Below are 21,323 nucleotides of genomic sequence, written 5' to 3' on the forward strand. Positions count from 1 at the left end.
TCGCTGTTGCGCCCTGATTGATTATCGCCTGAATAAGTAAAACGTCATTTCATTTAAGTCAAAAAATTTGATCCAAAACGGATTATCGCCAGATAAGCGCTATCCTGGGCAAATGAACATTGTTTCCGTCCCACCTTGTCGGGTAATTAATAGCTATGCTAACCGCATGGTTATTTACCGGGAAGACGGAAGGATGCCATGAACCACTTTATTTTGAGCGATAGCCACAAATGCATCGGATGCCAGGCCTGCGAAGTGGCCTGCGTCATGGCGCATAACGATGAGCAGCACGTCCTGACCGCACGCCGCTTTTTGCCACGAATTGTCGTCATCAAAGGCGAGAAAAAATGTAACGCCATAACGTGTCACCATTGTGAAGGCGCGCCCTGCGCCCGCAGCTGTCCGAACGGTGCGATAAGCCAGGTTGACGGCAGCGTACAGGTGCGCCAGGAAAAATGTATCGGCTGTAAATCCTGCATGGTGGCCTGCCCGTTTGGGGTCATGCAAATCGTGCTTACGCCGCTGCCGGCGGGAAAAGTGAAGGCGACCGCGCACAAGTGCGATCTGTGCCGCGATCGCGAAGCGGGGCCGGCCTGCGTGCAAAACTGTCCGGCGCAGGCGCTGCAGCTGGCAGGGGAAGAGACGCTGCTCAGCCTGGCGAAACGACGACGCCTGCGGGCCGCCAGCCTGGACGCCCGGCCGTGGCATCGCCATTCCGCAGACCTCAGGCTGTCTGAACCTGGCGATAAGGTCGAGCAGATGGCGGCGACGCCGCCGCGCGCGGAAGCCGACAAGCTCGCGGCAGCGCAGCGTAAAACGCATTTCTCTGAAATCTATCTACCGCTTCGCGCAGCCCAGGCGCAGCAGGAGGCGCGGCGCTGCCTGAAGTGCGGCGAGCACAGCATCTGCGAATGGACCTGCCCGCTGCACAACCACATCCCGCAGTGGATTGAACGGGTCAAGGCCGGCGATCTGACCGCCGCCGTTGAGCTTTCCCACCAGACCAACTGCCTGCCGGAAATCACCGGCCGCGTCTGCCCGCAGGATCGCCTGTGCGAGGGAGCCTGCACGCTGCGTGATGAACATGGCGCGGTCACTATCGGCAACATCGAACGCTATATTTCGGACCAGGCGCTGGCTGGCGGCTGGCGGCCGGATCTTTCGCAGGTCGTTGCCAGCGGGAAAAAGGTGGCGATTGTCGGCGCCGGCCCTGCCGGGCTCGCCTGCGCAGATCTGCTGGTGCGCAACGGCGTGCAGCCGGTGGTGTTTGACCGTCACCCGGAAATCGGCGGCCTGCTCACCTTCGGTATTCCCGCCTTTAAGCTGGATAAATCGCTGCTCTCCCGACGGCGGGAGATCTTTAGCGCAATGGGCGTGCGCTTTGAGCTGAACTGCGAGGTGGGCAAAGATCTTCCCCTCGACGCGCTGCTGGACGACTACGACGCGGTGTTTATCGGCGCCGGGACCTATCGCTCGATGAAAGCGAGTTTGCCGAATGAGGAGGCCCCCGGGGTGTACGACGCGCTGCCGTTTCTGATTGCCAATACTAAACAGGTGATGGGGCTGAGCGAGCTGGCGGCGGAGCCCTATATCGATACCCACGGACTGAATGTGGTGGTGCTGGGCGGCGGCGATACGGCGATGGACTGCGTGCGCACCGCGTTGCGTCACGGCGCGAAGCAGGTTACCTGCGCCTACCGCCGGGACGAAGCCAATATGCCGGGGTCGAAAAAAGAGGTCAAAAATGCCCGGGAAGAGGGGGCGGTATTTGAATTCAACGTTCAGCCGGTGACCCTGGAGCTGGATGCCAACGGGCGGGTCAACGGGGTGCGCTTCCTGCGAACCCGGCTCGGCGAACCGGACGCGCAGGGGCGCCGCACTCCGTCGCCGATTGCGGGCAGCGAATTCGTTATGCCGGCGGATGCGGTGATTATGGCCTTTGGTTTTCACCCGCACGGGATGCCGTGGCTGGAGTCCGCCGGCGTGCAGCTGGACAGCCGCGGGCGGATCCGCGCTCACGTTGAAAGCCGCTACCGCTATCAGACCAGCCATCCGCAGATTTTTGCCGGCGGGGATGCGGTTCGCGGAGCCGACCTGGTGGTGACGGCGATGGCGGAGGGCCGCCATGCGGCGCAGGGGATCATCGATTTCCTCGGCCTAAAATCGATTCCTCCCTGCTAACGACAAAGCGGACTCCGCAGCGTAGTATGACAGCGTCATTCTCTGCTGCGGGGTCGTATGTCACTCAATATCAACGTCATTAAAGATAAAATCCTCTCCGAAAACTGGTTCGTTTTGCGCAACATGACCTACGAGCTGACGCGCGGCGACGGCAGCGTGGTTCGCCATAAGCGCGAGGTTTACGATCGCGGCAACGGCGCAACGGTTCTGCTCTACAACCGGCGTAAGCAAAGCGTGGTGCTGGTGCGCCAGTTCCGCGTCGCCACCTGGGTGAACGGTAACGAAGACGGGATGCTCATTGAGACCTGCGCCGGGCTGCTGGATAACGACGAGCCGGAAGCCTGCATTCGCAAAGAGGCGATCGAGGAGACCGGCTACGAGGTGGGAGAGGTTCGCAAGCTGTTCGAACTGTATATGTCCCCCGGCGGCGTCACCGAGCTTATCCATTTCTTTATCGCCGAATACAGCGATGCTCAGCGTAAAAACGGCGGCGGCGGGGTGGATGATGAAGAGATTGAGGTGCTGGAGCTGCCTTTCAGCGAGGCGCTTGCGATGGTGGCTGGCGGCGAGATTCGCGATGGGAAAGCGGTTATCCTGCTGCAATATTTGCACGCTTCGGGGCTGATGGCCGGGGATATCTGATAAATCCGATTGAGTAAAGGCGTATCGCTGGGGAAGATAGCGGCTGTTTTTCGCGCTATCTTCCGGGGTTGTACCACGCATGTTTTATCGGCTTATCTTGGTTCTGCTTTTCGGCCTGTTACCCACGTCGCTGGCGTGGGCGGCACCGGTGCAGCAGACTTTCAGCGACTGGCTGGTGACCTGTAATAATCAAAACTTCTGCGTAACCCGCAACGTCGGGCTGCACTATGGCCTGGTGATGACCCTCAGCCGCAGCGCCGGGGCGGCAACCGATGCCAGCCTGCGCATTGAGCTGGGCGGGGTCGGCAATCCGGTGGCGGCGCTGGCGCCGATCGGCCCTCGTCTTCTGCTTGATGGTAAACCGCTGGCGCTGGTGGATACGCGCTGGCAGGTTGCCGATAAGCTGCTCAAAACCGGCGATAGCGCCGCCATCGACGCTTTTCTCCAGCAGGTGCAGGAAGGGCAGGCGATAAGCCTGGTGGACGGCCTGCAGACCATTTCCTTGCAGGGCCTGAAGGCGGCGCTGCTGTTTATCGACAGCCGTCAGAAGCGGGTAGGCAGCGAAACGGCCTGGATTGGCAAAGGCGAAGAGCCGCCGCTCAGCGTCCCTCCGGCGCCAGCGCTGCGTACGGTGGCGAAAGTCGACGTATCGCAATCGCCGCTGAGCCGCGATGAGCTGAATGACCTGATGGACTATGGCAACGAGCGCATGAGCAACAGCTCATGCTCGCTGGACCCCTCCCTGCGTGAGGTGCGGGTCACCGCGCTAACCGATGAGAAGGTGCTGCTGATGTTCAGCTGTGAAGCGGGGGCTTACAACACCGTATGGCTGGCGTGGCTGGTTTCGCGCCAGCAGCCGTACGTCGCTCGTCCGCTGAGCCTGACGCTGCCTTTCCAGCCGCCCGGCGGCGCAGGGCGCGAAATTGAGCTGATGAATGCCAGCATCGACGAGCAGCGCCACGAGCTGGTAACCCTTGAGAAGGGGCGCGGCCCGGGGGATTGCGGCACCCAGACCCGCTGGCGTTATGACGGCCAGCGGTTTAGCCTGGTACGCTTTGCTCAGCAGCCGCAGTGCGATAACTGGCAGAGGCCAGACGCCTGGCCTACGCTGTGGATCACCCGTTAAGCAGCCCTTCAGCCGTGCTGACGATATTCTCGACGGTAAAGCCAAAGAACGGGAACAGTTTATCCGCCGGCGCCGATTCGCCGTAGCTTCTCATGCCCACAATGGCGCCCTTGAGGCCGACGTATTTATACCAGTAGTCGGCAATCCCGGCCTCAACGGCAATGCGGGCGCTGACGTCAGACGGCAGCACGGATTCCCGGTATGCCGCATCCTGGGCATCAAACACGTCGGTTGACGGCAGCGAAACCACCCGCACATTGACGCCTTTCGCCAGCAGCTTTTCCGCCGCCAGCGCGGTAATTTCTATCTCAGAGCCGGTGGCGATCAGGATCAGATCCGGCTTACCGCCGGCATCTTTCAGCACGTAACCCCCGCGCGCAATATCGTCCACCTGCTGCGGCGTGCGCGCCATCTGCGCCAGATTTTGTCGCGACAGGATCAGCGCGGTCGGGCCGCTCTGCCGCTCGATGGCCGCCCGCCAGGCGACCGCGGTTTCCACCTGGTCGCAGGGGCGCCAGGTGCTGAAGTTGGGCGTCAGCCGCAGGCTGGCCAGCTGCTCAACCGCCTGGTGCGTTGGGCCATCTTCCCCCAGACCAATGGAATCATGGGTGTAAACCATGATCTGCCTGGCCTTCATCAGCGCGGCCATGCGCGCCGCGTTGCGCGCGTATTCCACGAACATCAGGAAGGTCGAGGTGTAGGGGATGAATCCGCCGTGCAGGGCAATCCCGTTAGCGATGGCGGTCATACCAAACTCGCGCACCCCGTAGTGGATATAGTTGCCGGCCGGATCGTCTTTAATTGAGGTCGAGCCCGACCAGATGGTCAGGTTGCTGGGCGCCAGATCCGCCGAGCCGCCGAGCAGCTCCGGCAGCGCGGGCCCGTAGGCATTAAGCGCATTCTGTGAGGCCTTGCGGCTGGCGATTTTCTCCGGGCTGGCCTGCAGCTTCGCGATGTAGCCGCGGACGATCTCGGTCCAGCTTTCAGGCAGATCGCCGTTCATCCGGCGCGTAAGTTCGTCCGCCAGCTCGGGGTACGCCTGCCGATAGGCGGCGAATTTGTCGTTCCACGCGTGTTCGGCTTTTTCACCGTGCGGCCGGGCATCCCACTTGTCATAAATCTCTTTGGGGATCTCGAACGGGGGATATTTCCAGCCCAGCTTCTCGCGGGCTAAGGCCACCTCTTTTTCCCCGAGCGCCGCGCCGTGCGCCTCTTCGGAGCCGGCTTTATTGGGGGAGCCGAAGCCGATGACGGTGCGGCAGATAATCAGCGACGGCTTATCTTTGACGCTTTGCGCCTCGCGAATCGCCTGCTCAATCGCCTGCGGGTCGTGGCCGTCGATATCGCCGATCACGTGCCAGTGATAGGCCCTGAAGCGCTCGGCGGTATCGTCGGTGAACCAGCCCTCGGTTTTACCGTCGATAGAAATGCCGTTATGGTCATAGAACCCGATAAGCTTACCCAGCCCCAGGGTCCCCGCCAGCGAGCTGGCCTCATGAGAAATCCCCTCCATCAGGCAGCCATCGCCCATAAAAACATAGGTATGGTGATCGACTATCTCATGTCCCGGGCGGTTGAACTGCGCCGCCAGCGTACGTTCCGCAATCGCCATCCCGACCGCGTTCGCCAGGCCCTGGCCGAGCGGGCCGGTGGTGGTCTCGACGCCTGGAGTGTAGCCATGCTCCGGGTGGCCGGGCGTTTTAGAGTGCAGCTGGCGGAAGTTTTTTAACTCTTCCATCGGCAGGTCGTAGCCGGTCAGATGCAGCAGGCTATAGAGCAGCATTGAGGCGTGACCGTTGGACAGCACAAAGCGGTCGCGATCGTACCAGTGCGGATTCTCCGGGTTGTGCTGAAGGAAGTCATTCCACAGGACTTCGGCGATATCCGCCATGCCCATCGGGGCGCCGGGATGGCCGGAATTGGCTTTCTGTACTGCGTCCATGCTGAGGGCGCGAATCGCGTTGGCAAGTTCTCTTCGGGACATAATGTACTCCTGAAACAATATGTTGCATGAGTTTTTTGTGATGAATGGTAGCGGAAGCTATAGGGTGGATAACTAAAAAGCATAGCAGACAGGGCTATCATTGCCTGCGAAACTAGGTTACAAAAATGTTATAAATCGATAACAAATATACCTTTGTGATGGCGAGAGTTTGGCGGTGTTCAAAGTTTGAAAAACCGTCAGGCGAGATACTAAGCTCACCTTGGGTGGACATCAGGAAAGTCATTGCCCGTCACCCCCTACGATCGATACGTGAAAGGAACAATAAAATGGATGAGCAGTTGAAACAAAGCGCCCTCGACTTCCATGAATTTCCCGTCCCTGGAAAAATTCAGGTCGTGCCGACCAAACCCCTCGCGACGCAGCGCGACCTCGCGCTGGCCTACTCGCCGGGCGTAGCAGCGCCTTGCCTGGAGATCGAAAAAGACCCGCTGGCCGCCTATAAATACACCGCGCGCGGCAACCTGGTTGCGGTCGTCTCCAACGGTACCGCGGTGCTCGGACTGGGCAATATCGGCGCTCTCGCCGGTAAGCCGGTGATGGAAGGCAAGGGCGTTTTATTTAAGAAGTTCGCCGGCATTGACGTGTTTGATATTGAAGTTGATGAGCTGGACCCGGATAAGTTTATCAACGTGGTGGCCGCGCTGGAGCCGACCTTTGGCGGCATCAACCTGGAAGATATTAAGGCGCCCGAGTGTTTCTACATCGAGCAGAAGCTGCGCGAGCGCATGAATATCCCGGTATTCCATGACGATCAGCACGGTACGGCCATTATCAGCACCGCCGCCATTCTCAATGGCCTGCGGGTGGTCGGGAAAAACCTCTCCGACGTGCGGATGGTGGTTTCCGGGGCGGGCGCCGCGGCTATCGCCTGTATGAACCTGCTGGTGGTGCTGGGAATGCAGAAACACAATATTGTGGTCTGCGACTCCAAGGGCGTGATCTATAAAGGCCGTGAGCCAAATATGGCGGAGACCAAAGCGGCTTACGCGGTGGACGACGACGGCAAGCGTACCCTCGATGACGTGATCGACGGGGCGGATATTTTCCTCGGCTGCTCCGGCCCGAAAGTCCTGACCGCAGAGATGGTGAAAAAGATGGCCCGCGCGCCGCTGATCCTCGCGCTGGCTAACCCGGAACCGGAAATTCTGCCGCCGCTGGCGAAGCAGGTCCGCGAAGACGCGATTATCTGTACCGGCCGTTCTGACTATCCGAACCAGGTAAACAACGTGCTGTGCTTCCCGTTTATCTTCCGCGGCGCGCTGGACGTCGGCGCCACGGCGATTAACGAAGAGATGAAGCTGGCGGCGGTGCATGCGATTGCTGAACTGGCGCACGCCGAGCAGAGCGAAGTGGTGGCTTCCGCCTACGGCGATCAGGATCTGAGCTTCGGGCCGGAATATATCATCCCGAAACCGTTCGATCCGCGGCTGATCGTTAAGATCGCGCCGGCGGTGGCGAAAGCGGCGATGGACTCCGGCGTGGCGACGCGCCCGATTGCCGACTTTGATGCCTACATCGAGAAACTCAGCGAGTTCGTTTACAAAACCAACCTGTTTATGAAGCCGATTTTCTCCCAGGCGCGCAAAGAGCCGAAGCGCGTGGTGCTGGCTGAAGGGGAGGAGACGCGCGTTCTGCACGCCACTCAGGAGCTGGTCTCTCTGGGGCTGGCGAAGCCGATTCTGGTGGGGCGCCCGAGCGTTATCGAAATGCGCATTCAGAAGCTGGGCCTGCAGATTAAAGCCGGCGTTGATTTTGAGATCGTCAATAATGAATCCGATCCGCGCTTCAAAGAGTACTGGAACGAATATTACCAGCTGATGAAACGCAGCGGCATCACCCAGGAGCAGGCGCAGCGGGCGGTCATCAGCAATACCACGGTGATTGGCGCGATCATGGTCCATCGCGGCGAGGCGGATGCGATGATCTGCGGCACCATCGGTGACTACCATGAGCACTACGCCGTGATTCAGCCGCTGTTTGGCTATCGCGACGGCGTGAACACGGCGGGGGCGATGAACGCGCTGCTGCTGCCGAGCGGTAACACCTTCATTGCCGATACGTACGTTAACCACGATCCGACGCCGGAGCAGCTGGCCGAGATCGCCCTGATGGCGGCGGAGAGCGTGCGCCGCTTCGGTATCGAGCCGCGCGTCGCGCTGCTGTCGCACTCTAACTTCGGCTCCGCCAACTGCCCGTCAGCGAGCAAAATGCGCAAGACCCTCGAGCTGGTGAAGGCGAGCGCGCCGGATCTGATGATCGATGGCGAAATGCACGGCGATGCCGCGCTGGTCGAAAGTATTCGTCACGATCGGATGCCGGACAGCCCGCTGAAAGGGGCGGCCAACATTCTGGTGATGCCGAATATGGAAGCCGCGCGTATTAGCTACAACCTGCTGCGGGTTTCGAGTTCCGAAGGGGTAACCGTTGGGCCGGTGCTGATGGGGGTGGCAAAACCGGTGCATATTCTGACGCCGATTGCCTCCGTTCGCCGCATTGTCAATATGGTGGCGCTGGCGGTAGTGGAAGCACAAACTCAGCCGCTGTAATGAGCGCAGCCCCGGATGGCCGGGGCTGCGTTTAAATCCACTCTTTGACTTTGATGAAGTCACTCAGGGCAGCCTCCGGGCTGCCTTCTTGCGGCTGGTAGTCATACTCCCAGCGCACCAGCGGCGGCATCGACATCAGAATCGACTCCGTGCGCCCGCCGGTCTGCAGGCCAAACAGCGTCCCGCGATCCCACACCAGGTTGAACTCCACGTAGCGCCCGCGGCGATAGAGCTGAAACTGACGCTCCCGCTCGCCGTACGGCATCGCTTTACGCCGCTCAACGATCGGCAGATACGCATCGGTGTAGCCATTGCCAACGGCCTGCATAAAGCTGAAGCAGTGGTCAAAATCCGGGGTATTTAAATCGTCAAAGAACAGGCCGCCAATGCCGCGCTGCTCGTTGCGGTGCCTGAGGAAGAAGTAGTCATCGCACCACTTTTTATAGCGCGGGTAGACCGCTTCGCCAAACGGCTGGCACAGGTCGCGCGCGGTGCGGTGCCAGTGGCGAGCGTCCTCTTCGAAACCGTAGTAGGGCGTCAGATCGAAACCGCCGCCAAACCACCATACCGGGTCCGCGCCGGGCTTTTCGGCGATGAAAAAGCGCACGTTGGCATGGCTGGTCGGCACGTACGGACTGCGCGGATGAACCACCAGCGAAACGCCCAGCGCTTCAAAGCTGCGGCCGGCCAGCTCCGGGCGATGAGCCGTGGCTGATGCCGGCATGGCGTCGCCGTGAACGTGAGAAAAGTTGACTCCGGCCTGCTCAAAGATAGCGCCTTCCCGCAGCACCCGGCTACGCCCGCCGCCGCCGCCGCCTTCGCGCTGCCAGCTATCTTCGATAAACGGCTGGCCGTCGAGGGCGCTGAGCTGCCAGCAGATAGCGTCCTGCAGCTGGAGGAGATAGCGTTTAACCTGTTGCACGTCGGGCTTCATTTACGTCTCTTTGAGTGGGCTTTTTGGTTATCGAACCAGTGGAAGTAGCTGATGATGCCTGAGGCAATGGCGCTGGCGATTTTCTGCCGAAACGCGGTGGTACCTAACAGCTTTTCCTCGCCCGGATTGGTAATAAATGAGGTCTCGACCAGCACCGACGGAATCGACGGCGACTTCAGCACGACGAAGGCCGCCTGTTCGGTGTTGCGGCTGTGCAGCTTGTGCACCGGCTTAATATTTTTCAGGATATGTGAGCCCAGCGTCAGGCTATTTTTGATGGTATCCGTCTGGACCAGATCGAACAGCACCTGCTGTAACAGATGGTCTTTCGCCGTTGCCTTTTTCCCCGCGACCTCATCGGCGCGGTTTTCGCGATCGGAGAGGTATTTCGCCATCGCGCTACTGGCGCCGCGGTTGGAGAGGGCAAAAACGGACGCCCCGGCGGCGCTTGGGTTAGTGAAGCCGTCGGCGTGAATAGACATAAACAGATCGGCGCCGTGCTGGTGGGCAATTTCCACGCGGTCGTACAGCGGAATAAAGGTATCGCCAGTGCGCGTCAGGCGCGCGTCGATACCGTTGCTGCGCAGAATGCTGCGTACGGTTTTGGCAATCGCCAGCACGACGTGTTTCTCTTTGGAGCCGTTATGGCCGATAGCACCGGTATCAATACCGCCGTGTCCCGGATCGAGCATGACGACGCGCTTCGCGCCCGCTTTTTTCTTCGCCGGTTTACTGTGCCCGTTGGACGTCGTCAACGGCTGTTCTTTTGCGCTGGCCTGCGATGAAATCCCGCTAAGGGTGACGGCAGCCAGTCCTGCTTTCAGCACCTGGCGGCGCGAAGCAAGTATTTTTAATGGTTTAAAAGTGCTCATTCGGCCTGAATTACAAACAAGTGGTACCCAATGTTATATCGTATCGTGTTTTTCGTTACGACCTTTCGTAATAAGAATTGTTTTACTTTTCATTTCAATACGTGACAAGGTCATATTATGTCATTTTTTGAGGTTAATTTCGCCTGATATTGGCTATCGGGCGTAATCACGCCATAATCACTTTTTTTATGCCTAAAAGATGGGGAATACCATGGAGATACGCGTTTTTCGCCAGCAGGATTTTGAAGAGGTGATAACTCTCTGGGAGCGCTGCGAGCTTCTGCGCCCGTGGAATGACCCGGAAATGGACATCGAACGTAAGGTTAATCACGATGTCAGCTTATTTCTGGTTGCCGAGGTCAACGGTGAAGTCGTCGGCACGGTGATGGGCGGCTACGATGGCCATCGCGGTTCGGCTTACTATCTCGGCGTTCATCCGGAGTATCGCGGTCGCGGAATTGCCAATGCGCTGCTTAACCGGCTGGAAAAAAAGCTCACCGCCCGCGGCTGCCCGAAAATTAATATCATGATCCGCGAAGACAACGAGGTCGTACAGGGCATGTATGAACGGCTTGGTTACGAATATGCGGACGTGCTCAGCCTGGGTAAGCGTTTGATTGAAGATGAAGAATACTGAGCTAATCCCCGCCGATTTTGATGCGCACGGCCGGCTAAGGCTGCCGTTCCTCTTCTGGTGCATCCTGCTGCTACAGGCGCGGACCTGGGTGCTGTTTATTATGGCCGGGGCTTCGCGGCAGCAGGGCGACGTCCTGCTGAATCTGTTCTACCCCGATCACGACAATTTTTGGCTTGGGCTGCTGCCCGGAATACCGGCGGTTCTGGCGTTTATCGTCAGCGGCCAGCGGCAGCGCTTTCCCCGCTTCTGGCCGCTTATACGCTGGCTGCTGGCGCTCTCTCAGGCGCTGCTGCTTATCTGGCAGCCGCTGCTGTGGCTGGGCGGCGAGTCGCCTTCGACGCTGACCATCGGCCTGCTGGTGGCGGATATTTATGCGCTGTGGTGGCTGCTGAGCAGCCGTCGGCTGAGGGCCTGTTTCCAGGAAGAGCAGGTTTAACGGCACTTTTTGCCGATCCCGCACTCCAACAGGCGTCAAATTAACAGGAAAGGACGATCTCATGAAATCGCTACGTTTACTTCTTTGCGCGCTACCGCTGGCGTTAACCGGCTGCTCCACGATGAGCGCGGTCAACTGGTCCGGGGCCTTGCCGTGGAACTGGTTCGGCTCCTCGACGGAGGTGACCGAGCAGGGAGTCGGTAAGCTGACGGCCGCCACGCCGCTGAATGAACAGGCCATCAGCGACGCGCTCGGCGGCGGCTACCGCCTGCGCAGCGGTATGAAAAGCGCCAACGGCAATATCGTGCGCTACTTTGAGGCGCTGAAGGACGACAAGGTGGTGATGACGATTAACGGCGAGAATGGCACCATCAGCCGCATCGACGTGCGCGACAGCGAGATTAAAACCGAGAGCGGCGTGCAGGTAGGCACTCCGTTCAGCGAGCTGTACAGCAAAGCGTTCGGCAACTGTCAGAAGGCCAGCAGCGACAACGGCGCCGTGGTCGAATGTCAGGCGCAGGGGAGCCAGCATATTAGCTATGCCTTCACCGGCCACTGGAGCGGCCCGGAAGAGCTGATGCCTTCAGACGACACGCTGAAAAACTGGAAAATAGCGAAAATCACCTGGCGCCGCTAATTTGATCTGGAGGGACACGACGGTGGTAAAAAACGCGTACAATAGGCGCGTTTAAAGCGCCACAGCGTTGTGGTTGTCTCATTTCAGGAGGAGCGATGTCTCAGGTTCAGAGCGGCATTTTGCCGGAACATTGCCGTGCGGCGATTTGGATTGAAGCCAATGTTAAAGGGGACGTTAACGCCCTGCGTGAAGCCAGCAAAAACTTTATCGATAAATTAGCCACCTTTCAGGCGAAATTCCCGGACGCGCAGCTGGGGGCGGCAATTGCCTTTGGCAATAACGTCTGGCGCGAGCTGAGCGGCGGCGTGGGTGCCGAAGAGTTAAAAGACTTCCCCGTTTACGGTAAGGGCCTGGCGCCATCGACTCAGTACGATCTGCTGATTCATATCCTGTCTGCTCGTCATGAAGTGAATTTCTCCGTCGCCCAGGCGGCGATGGCGGCGTTTGGCGGCGTCGTTGACGTCAAAGAGGAAGTGCACGGCTTCCGCTGGATCGAAGAGCGCGATCTGAGCGGCTTTGTCGACGGTACCGAAAACCCGGCCGGCGAAGAGACGCGTCGCGAGGTCGCGATTATTAAAGAGGGCGTCGATGCGGGCGGGAGCTACGTCTTTGTTCAGCGCTGGGAGCACAACCTCAAGCAGCTAAACCGCATGAGCGTTCCGGATCAGGAGATGATGATTGGCCGGACCAAAGAGGCCAATGAGGAGATTGACGGCGACGATCGCCCGGAGACCTCGCATCTAAGCCGCGTTGACCTGAAAGAGGACGGCAAAGGGCTGAAGATTGTGCGCCAGAGCCTGCCGTACGGTACCGCCAGCGGCACGCACGGCCTCTATTTCTGCGCCTACTGCGCCCGTATCCATAACATTGAACAGCAGCTGCTGAGCATGTTTGGCGATACCGACGGCAAGCGCGACGCCATGCTGCGCTTTACCAAACCGGTGACCGGCGGCTATTACTTCGCGCCGTCCGTCGAGCGCATTCTGGCGCTGTAGGTCTTCCTGCGCCATCGCCCTCTCCCTCGCGGGGAGGGCGGCTATCGGCTCCTGCATCTCTTAACTTTGCCGCCGGCTGCGGTTTTCAAACCCCTTATTCTCTTTTCTACTTCCAAATCGCCAAACGGTATATAAAACCGTTACTCCTTTGGTACTCGTTATAAATATTATGACCATATGAAAGTCATCAATCTTATAAGGGTGCGCAATGGCCGTTAAATCACTGAACAAAGGATACCTGGCGCTGGCTGCTTCTGTGCTGCTGGTTGCGCAGGCTCAGGCGACTGAATTGCTGAACAGTTCCTACGATGTTTCCCGCGAGCTGTTTGCCGCCCTTAACCCGCCGTTTGAACAGCAGTGGGCCAAAGATAATGCCGGCGATAAGCTAACGATTAAGCAGTCCCATGCCGGCTCGTCAAAGCAGGCGCTGGCGATCCTGCAGGGCCTGAAAGCCGACGTGGTGACCTATAACCAGGTGACGGACGTGCAGATCCTGCATGACAAAGGCAACCTCATCCCGGCCGACTGGCAAAGCCGCCTGCCGAATAACAGCTCGCCGTTCTACTCGACGATGGGCTTTTTGGTGCGCAAAGGTAACCCGAAAAATATCCATGACTGGAACGATCTCGTCCGTTCCGACGTGAAGCTTATCTTCCCGAACCCGAAAACGTCGGGCAACGCGCGCTACACCTATCTAGCCGCATGGGGCGCAGCGGATAAAGCCGACGGCGGCGACAAAGCCAAAACCGAGCAGTTCATGACCCAGTTCCTGAAGAATGTCGAAGTGTTTGATACCGGCGGCCGCGGCGCGACCACCACCTTTGCGGAACGCGGGCTGGGCGATGTGCTGATTAGCTTCGAATCGGAAGTGAACAATATCCGCAAGCAGTATGAAGCGCAGGGATTTGAGGTCGTGGTGCCGAAAACCAATATTCTTGCCGAATTCCCGGTGGCGTGGGTGGATAAAAACGTCAAAGCCAACGGTACGGAGAAGGCGGCAAAAGCCTACCTGAACTGGCTCTACGGCCCGCAGGCGCAGACGATCATCACCGACTACTACTATCGTGTGAACAACCCGCAGGTGATGGAAACGCTGAAGGATAAATTCCCGCAGACCGAACTGTTCCGCGTCGAGGATAAGTTTGGCTCCTGGCCGCAGGTGATGAAAACGCATTTTGCCAGCGGCGGTGAGCTGGACAAACTGTTGGCGGCGGGGCGTAAGTAATGTTTGCTGTTGCCTCTAAGCGCGTGCTGCCGGGCTTTACCCTGAGCCTCGGCACCAGCCTGCTGTTTGTCTGTTTAATTCTGCTGCTTCCTCTGAGCGCGCTGGTGATGCAGCTGGCGCAGATGAGCTGGGGACAGTACTGGGATGTTGTTACCAACCCGCAGGTGGTTGCCGCGTATAAGGTGACGCTGCTGTCGGCCTTTGTGGCCTCGATTTTTAACGGCGTGTTTGGCCTGCTGATGGCGTGGATCCTGACGCGCTACCGTTTTCCCGGCCGTACGCTGCTCGATGCGCTGATCGATCTGCCCTTTGCGCTGCCGACGGCGGTAGCGGGCCTGACCCTGGCGTCGCTGTTTTCGGTCAACGGCTTTTACGGCGAGTGGCTGGCGCAGTTTGATATCAAGGTTACCTATACCTGGCTGGGTATCGCGGTGGCGATGGCTTTTACCAGCATTCCGTTCGTGGTGCGTACCGTCCAGCCGGTGCTGGAAGAGCTGGGTCCTGAATACGAAGAGGCCGCGGAAACGCTGGGCGCCACGCGTCTGCAGAGCTTTCGAAAAGTGGTGCTTCCGGAGCTTTCTCCGGCGCTGCTGGCCGGCGTTGCTCTGTCATTTACCCGCAGCCTGGGCGAGTTCGGGGCGGTTATCTTTATCGCCGGAAATATCGCGTGGAAAACGGAAGTTACCTCGCTGATGATTTTTGTACGTCTGCAGGAGTTTGACTACCCGGCGGCGAGCGCGATTGCCTCGGTGATCCTGGCCGCCTCGCTGCTGCTGCTGTTTTCCATCAACACCCTGCAAAGTCGCTTTGGTCGACGTGTGGTAGGTCACTAATGGCGGAAGTTACTCAATTGAAGCGTTATGACACGCCCCGCGTCAACTGGGGTAAATGGTTTTTGATTGGCGCCGGGATGCTGGTTTCCGCCTTCATTCTTATCGTGCCGATGGTTTACATCTTCGTTCAGGCCTTTAGTAAAGGCCTGATGCCGGTCCTGCAAAACCTCGCCGACCCGGATATGCTGCACGCTATCTGGCTGACGGTGATGATTGCGCTGATTACGGTCCCGGTGAACCTGGTATTCGGTACGCTGCTGGCCTGGCTGGTGACGCGCTTTACTTTCCCTGGCCGCCAGCTTCTGCTGACGCTGCTGGATATTCCTTTTGCCGTCTCGCCGGTGGTGGCGGGGCTGGTCTATCTGCTGTTTTACGGCTCCAACGGCCCGCTTGGCGGCTGGCTGGATGAGCATAATCTGCAAATTATGTTTGCCTGGCCGGGTATGGTGCTGGCGACTATCTTCGTGACCTGTCCGTTTGTGGTGCGTGAGCTGGTGCCCGTAATGATGAGCCAGGGCAGCAACGAAGATGAGGCGGCGATTCTGCTCGGCGCGTCGGGCTGGCAGATGTTCCGTCGGGTGACGTTGCCCAATATTCGCTGGGCGCTGCTGTACGGCGTGGTGCTGACCAACGCGCGCGCCATCGGCGAGTTCGGCGCGGTGTCGGTGGTCTCCGGGTCAATTCGCGGCGAGACGTTATCGCTGCCGCTGCAAATTGAGTTGCTGGAGCAGGATTACAATACCGTGGGTTCATTTACCGCCGCAGCCCTGCTGACGTTAATGGCTATTTTGACCCTGTTTTTGAAGAGTTTGGTGCAATGGCGTTTGGCCAATCAGGAAAAACGCGCGCAGCTGGAGGGAAATCATGAGCATTGAGATTGCCAATATTAAGAAATCTTTTGGTCGCACCCTGGTGCTGAATGATATCTCGCTGGATATCCCTTCCGGACAGATGGTTGCGCTGCTGGGGCCGTCAGGCTCCGGGAAAACGACGCTGCTGCGCATTATTGCCGGCCTGGAGAATCAGTCCAGCGGTCATATCCGTTTTCATGGCACCGACGTGAGCCGCGTGCACGCGCGCGATCGCAAAGTGGGCTTTGTGTTCCAGCACTACGCGCTGTTCCGTCATATGACGGTATTCGACAATATCGCCTTTGGTCTGACGGTGCTGCCGCGCCGCGAACGGCCGAACGCCGCCGGGATCAAGGCCAAGGTGACGAAGCTGCTGGAAATGGTGCAGCTGGCGCATCTTGCCGATCGCTATCCGGCGCAGCTTTCCGGCGGTCAGAAACAGCGCGTGGCCCTTGCGCGTGCGCTGGCCGTTGAGCCGCAGATTCTGCTGCTTGATGAGCCCTTCGGCGCGCTGGATGCCCAGGTGCGTAAAGAGCTCCGCCGCTGGCTGCGTCAGCTGCATGAAGAGCTGAAGTTTACCAGCGTGTTTGTGACTCACGATCAGGAAGAGGCGATGGAAGTCGCCGATCGCGTGGTGGTCATGAGCCAGGGCAGTATCGAGCAGGCCGACGCCCCGGAACGGGTCTGGCGCGAACCCTCTACCCGCTTCGTGCTGGAGTTTATGGGCGAAGTTAACCGCCTGAAGGGCACCATCCGCGGCGGCCAGTTCCACGTTGGCGCCCACCGCTGGCCGTTGGGCTATACCCCAGCGTATCAGGGGCCGGTCGATCTGTTCCTGCGCCCGTGGGAGGTCGATATCAGCCGTCGAACCAGCCTTGATTCACCGCTGCCGGTACAGGTGCTGGAAGCCAGCCCGAAAGGGCACTACACCCAATTAGTCGTGCAGCCATTAGGGTGGTATGACGAGCCGCTGACCGTGGTCCTGGCGGGCGATGAGGCGCCGTATCGCGGCGAGCGCCTGTTCGTTGGCTTACAAAACGCGCGGCTGTATAACGGCAACGAGCGCATCGAGCCGCGTGAGGAGCTTGCTCTGGCAGAATCTGCCTGATAGCTTAAGCCTCAGTTTATCGTCGTACAGGCGACGGCAGGGATTGGGTAACCCGGATGCACTATCATCCGGAGACGTTTGCAGGCCGGGTAAACTAACGTCCCGGCCTTTTTATTGGGTAAAAACCGTGAATACATTAGAACAAACCATCGGCAATACTCCTCTGGTTAAACTGCAGCGCCTGGGGCCGGACAACGGCAGTGAAATCTGGGTCAAACTGGAAGGCAATAATCCGGCGGGTTCCGTTAAGGACCGCGCCGCGCTTTCGATGATCGTTGAGGCGGAAAAACGCGGCGAAATCGCGCCTGGCGACGTGCTGATTGAAGCGACCAGCGGCAATACCGGCATCGCGCTGGCGATGATTGCGGCGCTGAAAGGCTATCAGATGAAGCTGCTGATGCCCGACAATATGAGCCAGGAACGCCGCGCCGCCATGCGGGCATACGGCGCTGAGCTGATTTTGGTCACCAAAGAGCAGGGAATGGAGGGCGCGCGCGACCTCGCCGCTGAGATGGCGCAGCGTGGCGAAGGCAAGCTGCTGGACCAGTTCAATAATCCCGATAACCCCTACGCGCACTACACCACGACCGGGCCGGAAATTTGGCAGCAGACCGAGGGGCGCATCAGTCACTTCGTCTCCAGCATGGGAACGACCGGTACGATTACCGGCGTCTCACGCTTCCTGCGCGAACAGCATAAGCCGGTGAGTATCGTGGGCCTGCAGCCGGAGGAGGGGAGCAGCATCCCGGGTATCCGCCGCTGGCCGGCGGAGTATATGCCGGGCATTTTTAACGCCTCGCTGGTGGATGCGGTGCTGGATATTCATCAGCAGGATGCGGAAAACACCATGCGCATGCTGGCGATCCGCGAAGGCATTTTTTGCGGCGTAAGCTCCGGCGGGGCGGTAGCCGGAGCGCTGCGCATTGCCCGGGAAAACCCCGGTGCGGTGGTGGTGGCGATCGTTTGCGATCGCGGCGATCGCTATCTCTCCACCGGCGTGTTTGGCGAAGAGCACTTTGCCCAGGGCGCGGGTATCTAAGCCGGCGGCTGGTCCAGCAGGTCGGTGCCGTAAGAGTTGTCAACGGTACACAGCCAGCGTTCGTTCTGCAGCTGGAAAACATAGGTCGCGCGGCGCGTGACCCGTGTTGAGCCGCCTTCCGCGGCGGGGATATCCAGACGGGTTTCCATAATCACCAGCGCATTCCCCGCGCCTTCAATAATCTCCATTTTTCCCTGGGTGACGACCAGCCGATGTTGAAAATAGTCGGCAATCGCCACAAAAGCCTTGCGGATGTTCTCTTTGCCCCTGACCACCATTCCCGGCTTAACGACCAGCACGGCGTCTTCAGCGTAGAAAGCCATTAAGGTGGCGTAGTCTTCCTGCGAGATAGCCCGGTCGCAGGCTTCGATGACGGCTTTTAGCTGCGGGTTTGACATGATACTTACTCCGGTTTTTGTGGGGACAGCGCGTGATGGAGATCGTTTGCCAGCCGGTCAATCTCATCAGGAGTGAGGGTGGCGAGCGAGAGCCGTAATCCATACGACGGCGCGCGAACGCCAAAGGGCTCTCCTTCGCGCACCAGCCAACCCGCGCGGGCTAAACGCAGCGCCAGCGGCTGGCTCGGCGCCGCTAGCGGAAGCCAAAAGTTCAGGCCATCGCCTGGGCCTGGGTTTTCGATACCGCGGCGGGTAAGGGCGCTGGCCAGCCTTTCGTTACGCTGGCGGTAAGCGCGACGGGTTGCCGTCAGGGAGGCGATAAACGCACTATCATTCAGGCAGGCCAGCACCAAATCCTGCAGCAGGTGGCTGACCCACTGGCTACCCGAGTTGAGCCGCAGCCTCAGCGCCGCTGAAGTTGTGGGATCGCTGGCGACAACCGCCAGACGTAAATCGGGTCCCAGCGCTTTTGACATCGAGCGGATCAGCGCCCAGCGCTGGGTTTGCGCAGGCAGAGGGGATCGCCACGGCGTGGATGACAGCAGCGCGAAATGATCGTCGAGGATCACCAGCACCTGCGGGTAGCGGGCCAGTATTTCGCGGATCGCTGCCGCCCGCGCTTCGCTAAGGCTGCAGCCGGTGGGATTATGCGCGCGTGGCGTAATAATCACCGCCCGGGCGCCTTGACGTAACGCCTCCTCCAGCGCGGCGGGCTGCATGCCTTCGCCATCAACCGGCGCCGGGCAGGCGTTAAAACCGGCATAGCGCAGCATATTGATGCTGCTGAGAAAGCAGGGGTCTTCCACCACCACCCGATCGCCGGGCAGCAGCAGCGCGCACAGTAGCCGCTCCAGCGCGTCAATCGCGCCGCTGGTGAGATTGATTTCACTCTCAACCCCGGCGTCTTTCTGCACCCGGTCCTGGGCCCAGCGGGCCAGCCTCGGGTCGACTGCCGCGCTGCCGTACAGGCGCGAAGCCGGGCTGAGGGTGCTGAGGTAGCGGTTGAGATCGGGGAGACGCTGAGGGTCGGGGTTGCCGCTGGAAATATCGTGCAGCGCGGAGCCCTGGGCGCTGCCTTCCAGCACTACTGGCGCGCTGGCGGCTTTGATTGCCGTACCGTTGCGTCCCTGGCTGACGGCCAGGCCGGAGGTCACCAGGCGCTTATAGGCGGCGGCAACGGTATTGCGGTTAACGGCGAGTCTGGCAGCCAGCTCGCGAACCGGAGGCAGCATGTCATCGGGCTGTAACGTCCCGCTCTGCACCAGATGACGGATGTTATCAAAGATATCATTGGCGGTTTTTCCGGCGAACATTATTGACCTATGACAAAATGAATTTTAGCATAAGACGAATGATAATCAGGGTATAACCCGCTGTCCAGCGGGAGGAGACAGGATGGGCCAGCAAGACGAAATACAATCGGTGCTCTTCAATGATAAAAGCCGGGCGCTGCAGGTCGATATCGTTGCTGTGCAGTCGCAGGTCGTTTATGGCAGCGTGGGCAACAGCATCGCGGTGCCGGCGATCGAGCAGCACGGCCTGCGGGTAATGGCGGTGCCGACGGTGCTGTTCAGCAATACGCCGCACTACGATACGTTCTACGGCGGGGTGATCCCTGAAGAGTGGTTTGTTGGCTATCTGCGCGCGCTGGAAGAGCGCGATGCGTTACGCGAGCTGCGGGCGGTTACCGCAGGCTATATGGGTAGCGCGGTGCAGATTGAGCGGCTGGCGCAGTGGCTGCTGCGGATCCGCGAAAGCCATCCGCAGCTGTGTATTCTGGTCGATCCGGTGATTGGCGACGTTGATAGCGGCATTTACGTTAAGGCCGAAATCCCTCAGGCCTACCGTCGCCACCTGCTGCCGCTGGCCCAGGGGATCACGCCTAACCTTTTTGAGCTGGAAACGCTAAGCGGTATGTCCTGCCGCAGCCAGCAGGAGGCGGTTAACGCCGCGCGTAGCCTGCTGTCCGGGACGCTAAAATGGGTGGTGATCACCAGCGCGCCGGGCCTCGATAACGCCACGATCAATGTGCTGGTGGTGACGGCAGATTCGGTGGAGGTGGTCGTCCATCCGCGGGTAGAAACGGATCTGAAGGGAACGGGCGACCTTTTCTGCGCCGAGCTTATCAGCGGTTTAGTCTGCGGACTGGCGTTAGGTGAAGCGACGCGGGCAGCGGCGCAGCGGGTGCTGGCGGTGATGACCTGGACTGCGGAGCGCGGCAGCGATGAGCTGATTTTGCCGCCGGCGGGAAGAGGGTAGCTGCAGGCGCGGCGATGCTGAGATAAAAAAATGGCGCCAGGAGGCGCCATTTTTCTGCGGCAAGAATTACTTCTTGATGCGAATCACCGGGGTTTCACCCACGGTTACGCTACCGGACAGTTTGATCAGCTCTTTGATCTCGTCCATGTTGGAGATAACAACCGGAGTCAGGGTAGACTTGGCCTTCTCTTCCAGCAGCGGCAGGTCGAATTCGATAACCGGGTCACCGATTTTCACGCGCTGGCCTTCTTCGGCAATACGCTTGAAGCCTTCGCCTTTCAGCTCAACGGTATCAATACCGAAGTGAACGAACAGCTCAATGCCGCTATCGGATTCGATAGAGAACGCATGGTTGGTTTCAAAGATTTTACCGATGGTACCGTCTACCGGCGCAACCATTTTGTTGCCGGTAGGTTTGATGGCGATGCCATCACCCACAATTTTTTCTGCAAAAACCACATCCGGCACGTCTTCGATGTTAACGATCTCGCCAGAGAGCGGAGCAATAATCTCAATAGTTCCGGTGTCTTTTTTGTCATCAGAAACCAGAGATTTCAATTTATCGAACAAACCCATGATCTTCTCCTAAGCAGTAATTT

Annotated in this window: 19 protein-coding genes and 1 pseudogene; 14 read left to right on the forward strand and 6 right to left on the reverse strand. The window is 59.2% G+C overall.

Annotated elements, in window-relative coordinates:
• Positions 1-198: 198 nt before the first annotated feature.
• The 3 genes and pseudogenes from aegA to QFI97_RS08520 all read left to right on the forward strand — a co-directional run bounded on the left by aegA (position 199) and on the right by QFI97_RS08520 (position 3,949).
• Positions 199-2,181 (forward strand): formate-dependent uric acid utilization protein AegA, encoded by a 1,983-nt coding sequence (aegA, locus tag QFI97_RS08510; protein WP_346430934.1) that lies wholly within the window; start codon positions 199-201, stop codon positions 2,179-2,181.
• Between the two features lie 57 nt (positions 2,182-2,238).
• Positions 2,239-2,836: pseudogene (nudK, locus tag QFI97_RS08515) on the forward strand (GDP-mannose pyrophosphatase NudK).
• A gap of 66 nt (positions 2,837-2,902) precedes the next feature.
• Complete coding sequence (locus QFI97_RS08520) at positions 2,903-3,949, forward strand: DUF1176 domain-containing protein (protein WP_346430935.1); 1,047 nt, start codon at positions 2,903-2,905, stop codon at positions 3,947-3,949.
• Here QFI97_RS08520 and tkt read toward each other — a convergent pair.
• Entirely contained in the window at positions 3,939-5,933 is a 1,995-nt protein-coding gene (tkt, locus tag QFI97_RS08525) for a transketolase (RefSeq protein WP_095100390.1), read from the reverse strand. The two genes, QFI97_RS08520 and tkt, sit on opposite strands and share 11 nt — an antisense overlap.
• Before the next feature lie 287 nt (positions 5,934-6,220).
• On the opposite strand from tkt, the gene maeB reads away from it, so the two are divergent.
• Positions 6,221-8,500, forward strand: a complete 2,280-nt coding sequence (gene maeB / locus QFI97_RS08530) for an NADP-dependent oxaloacetate-decarboxylating malate dehydrogenase (protein WP_095100392.1) — start codon at positions 6,221-6,223, stop codon at positions 8,498-8,500.
• A 31-nt stretch (positions 8,501-8,531) separates the two neighbouring features.
• Here maeB and hemF read toward each other — a convergent pair whose 3' ends face one another.
• Together hemF and amiA are read right to left on the reverse strand one after the other, a co-directional pair.
• Positions 8,532-9,434 (reverse strand): oxygen-dependent coproporphyrinogen oxidase, encoded by a 903-nt coding sequence (gene hemF, locus QFI97_RS08535; RefSeq protein WP_346430936.1) that lies wholly within the window; start codon positions 9,432-9,434, stop codon positions 8,532-8,534.
• A complete protein-coding gene (amiA, locus tag QFI97_RS08540; protein ID WP_095100396.1) occupies positions 9,431-10,306 on the reverse strand; it encodes an N-acetylmuramoyl-L-alanine amidase AmiA in 876 nt (291 codons plus the stop codon). The genes hemF and amiA overlap by 4 nt, the downstream gene beginning before the upstream one ends.
• A gap of 211 nt (positions 10,307-10,517) precedes the next feature.
• On the opposite strand from amiA, the gene QFI97_RS08545 reads away from it, so the two are divergent.
• The 9 genes from QFI97_RS08545 (at position 10,518) to cysM (ending at position 18,067) form a co-directional block, all read left to right on the forward strand.
• Positions 10,518-10,943, forward strand: a complete 426-nt coding sequence (locus QFI97_RS08545) for a GNAT family acetyltransferase (protein WP_041146662.1) — start codon at positions 10,518-10,520, stop codon at positions 10,941-10,943.
• Positions 10,930-11,379 (forward strand): DUF2919 domain-containing protein, encoded by a 450-nt coding sequence (locus QFI97_RS08550; protein ID WP_095100398.1) that lies wholly within the window; start codon positions 10,930-10,932, stop codon positions 11,377-11,379. The genes QFI97_RS08545 and QFI97_RS08550 overlap by 14 nt, the downstream gene beginning before the upstream one ends.
• Positions 11,380-11,440: 61 nt before the next feature.
• The gene (locus QFI97_RS08555) at positions 11,441-12,016 is read left to right on the forward strand and encodes an RpoE-regulated lipoprotein (protein WP_095100400.1); all 576 of its coding nucleotides are present in this window, start codon (positions 11,441-11,443) and stop codon (positions 12,014-12,016) included.
• Positions 12,017-12,111: 95 nt separating this feature from the next.
• Positions 12,112-13,011, forward strand: coding sequence for a Dyp-type peroxidase (locus QFI97_RS08560; RefSeq protein WP_095100402.1), 900 nt, complete (start codon positions 12,112-12,114; stop codon positions 13,009-13,011).
• A gap of 208 nt (positions 13,012-13,219) precedes the next feature.
• Positions 13,220-14,236 (forward strand): sulfate ABC transporter substrate-binding protein, encoded by a 1,017-nt coding sequence (locus QFI97_RS08565; protein ID WP_095100404.1) that lies wholly within the window; start codon positions 13,220-13,222, stop codon positions 14,234-14,236.
• Positions 14,236-15,069, forward strand: coding sequence for a sulfate/thiosulfate ABC transporter permease CysT (cysT, locus tag QFI97_RS08570; protein WP_095100406.1), 834 nt, complete (start codon positions 14,236-14,238; stop codon positions 15,067-15,069). The genes QFI97_RS08565 and cysT overlap by 1 nt, the downstream gene beginning before the upstream one ends.
• Positions 15,069-15,944 carry a sulfate/thiosulfate ABC transporter permease CysW gene (gene cysW, locus QFI97_RS08575; protein ID WP_095100408.1) on the forward strand — a complete coding sequence of 292 codons (876 nt, stop codon included), beginning with the start codon at positions 15,069-15,071 and terminating at the stop codon, positions 15,942-15,944. The genes cysT and cysW overlap by 1 nt, the downstream gene beginning before the upstream one ends.
• The gene (cysA, locus tag QFI97_RS08580; RefSeq protein WP_346430937.1) at positions 15,934-17,028 is read left to right on the forward strand and encodes a sulfate/thiosulfate ABC transporter ATP-binding protein CysA; all 1,095 of its coding nucleotides are present in this window, start codon (positions 15,934-15,936) and stop codon (positions 17,026-17,028) included. The genes cysW and cysA overlap by 11 nt, the downstream gene beginning before the upstream one ends.
• Positions 17,029-17,155: 127 nt before the next feature.
• Positions 17,156-18,067, forward strand: coding sequence for a cysteine synthase CysM (gene cysM, locus QFI97_RS08585; protein WP_076947704.1), 912 nt, complete (start codon positions 17,156-17,158; stop codon positions 18,065-18,067).
• Here cysM and QFI97_RS08590 read toward each other — a convergent pair.
• Complete coding sequence (locus tag QFI97_RS08590; protein WP_346430938.1) at positions 18,064-18,465, reverse strand: YybH family protein; 402 nt, start codon at positions 18,463-18,465, stop codon at positions 18,064-18,066. The two genes, cysM and QFI97_RS08590, sit on opposite strands and share 4 nt — an antisense overlap.
• 5 nt (positions 18,466-18,470) lie before the next feature.
• Complete coding sequence (ptsJ, locus tag QFI97_RS08595) at positions 18,471-19,778, reverse strand: MocR-like B6 salvage transcription factor PtsJ (RefSeq protein ID WP_346430939.1); 1,308 nt, start codon at positions 19,776-19,778, stop codon at positions 18,471-18,473.
• An 82-nt stretch (positions 19,779-19,860) separates the two neighbouring features.
• On the opposite strand from ptsJ, the gene pdxK reads away from it, so the two are divergent.
• The gene (pdxK, locus tag QFI97_RS08600; RefSeq protein ID WP_095100416.1) at positions 19,861-20,724 is read left to right on the forward strand and encodes a pyridoxine/pyridoxal/pyridoxamine kinase; all 864 of its coding nucleotides are present in this window, start codon (positions 19,861-19,863) and stop codon (positions 20,722-20,724) included.
• Between the two features lie 66 nt (positions 20,725-20,790).
• Here pdxK and crr read toward each other — a convergent pair whose 3' ends face one another.
• Positions 20,791-21,300 carry a PTS glucose transporter subunit IIA gene (crr, locus tag QFI97_RS08605; RefSeq protein ID WP_041146650.1) on the reverse strand — a complete coding sequence of 170 codons (510 nt, stop codon included), beginning with the start codon at positions 21,298-21,300 and terminating at the stop codon, positions 20,791-20,793.
• Between the last annotated feature and the right edge of the window lie 23 nt (positions 21,301-21,323).

The organism is Klebsiella scottii (assembly GCF_036561945.1).
GTDB lineage: Bacteria > Pseudomonadota > Gammaproteobacteria > Enterobacterales > Enterobacteriaceae > Klebsiella > Klebsiella scottii.

Bases quoted from the DNA above. Each gene is read 5' to 3' on its own strand.
- pdxK (WP_095100416.1), top strand. From the start codon at position 19,861: ATGGGCCAGCAAGACGAAATACAATCGGTGCTCTTCAATGATAAAAGC.
- QFI97_RS08545 (WP_041146662.1), top strand. From the start codon at position 10,518: ATGGAGATACGCGTTTTTCGCCAGCAGGATTTTGAAGAGGTGATAACT.
- QFI97_RS08560 (WP_095100402.1), top strand. From the start codon at position 12,112: ATGTCTCAGGTTCAGAGCGGCATTTTGCCGGAACATTGCCGTGCGGCG.
- QFI97_RS08550 (WP_095100398.1), top strand. From the start codon at position 10,930: ATGAAGAATACTGAGCTAATCCCCGCCGATTTTGATGCGCACGGCCGG.
- crr (WP_041146650.1), bottom strand. From the start codon at position 21,300: ATGGGTTTGTTCGATAAATTGAAATCTCTGGTTTCTGATGACAAAAAA.
- ptsJ (WP_346430939.1), bottom strand. From the start codon at position 19,778: ATGTTCGCCGGAAAAACCGCCAATGATATCTTTGATAACATCCGTCAT.
- QFI97_RS08565 (WP_095100404.1), top strand. From the start codon at position 13,220: ATGGCCGTTAAATCACTGAACAAAGGATACCTGGCGCTGGCTGCTTCT.
- QFI97_RS08590 (WP_346430938.1), bottom strand. From the start codon at position 18,465: ATGTCAAACCCGCAGCTAAAAGCCGTCATCGAAGCCTGCGACCGGGCT.
- hemF (WP_346430936.1), bottom strand. From the start codon at position 9,434: ATGAAGCCCGACGTGCAACAGGTTAAACGCTATCTCCTCCAGCTGCAG.
- cysA (WP_346430937.1), top strand. From the start codon at position 15,934: ATGAGCATTGAGATTGCCAATATTAAGAAATCTTTTGGTCGCACCCTG.
- cysW (WP_095100408.1), top strand. From the start codon at position 15,069: ATGGCGGAAGTTACTCAATTGAAGCGTTATGACACGCCCCGCGTCAAC.
- amiA (WP_095100396.1), bottom strand. From the start codon at position 10,306: ATGAGCACTTTTAAACCATTAAAAATACTTGCTTCGCGCCGCCAGGTG.
- tkt (WP_095100390.1), bottom strand. From the start codon at position 5,933: ATGTCCCGAAGAGAACTTGCCAACGCGATTCGCGCCCTCAGCATGGAC.
- maeB (WP_095100392.1), top strand. From the start codon at position 6,221: ATGGATGAGCAGTTGAAACAAAGCGCCCTCGACTTCCATGAATTTCCC.
- QFI97_RS08520 (WP_346430935.1), top strand. From the start codon at position 2,903: ATGTTTTATCGGCTTATCTTGGTTCTGCTTTTCGGCCTGTTACCCACG.
- QFI97_RS08555 (WP_095100400.1), top strand. From the start codon at position 11,441: ATGAAATCGCTACGTTTACTTCTTTGCGCGCTACCGCTGGCGTTAACC.
- cysT (WP_095100406.1), top strand. From the start codon at position 14,236: ATGTTTGCTGTTGCCTCTAAGCGCGTGCTGCCGGGCTTTACCCTGAGC.
- aegA (WP_346430934.1), top strand. From the start codon at position 199: ATGAACCACTTTATTTTGAGCGATAGCCACAAATGCATCGGATGCCAG.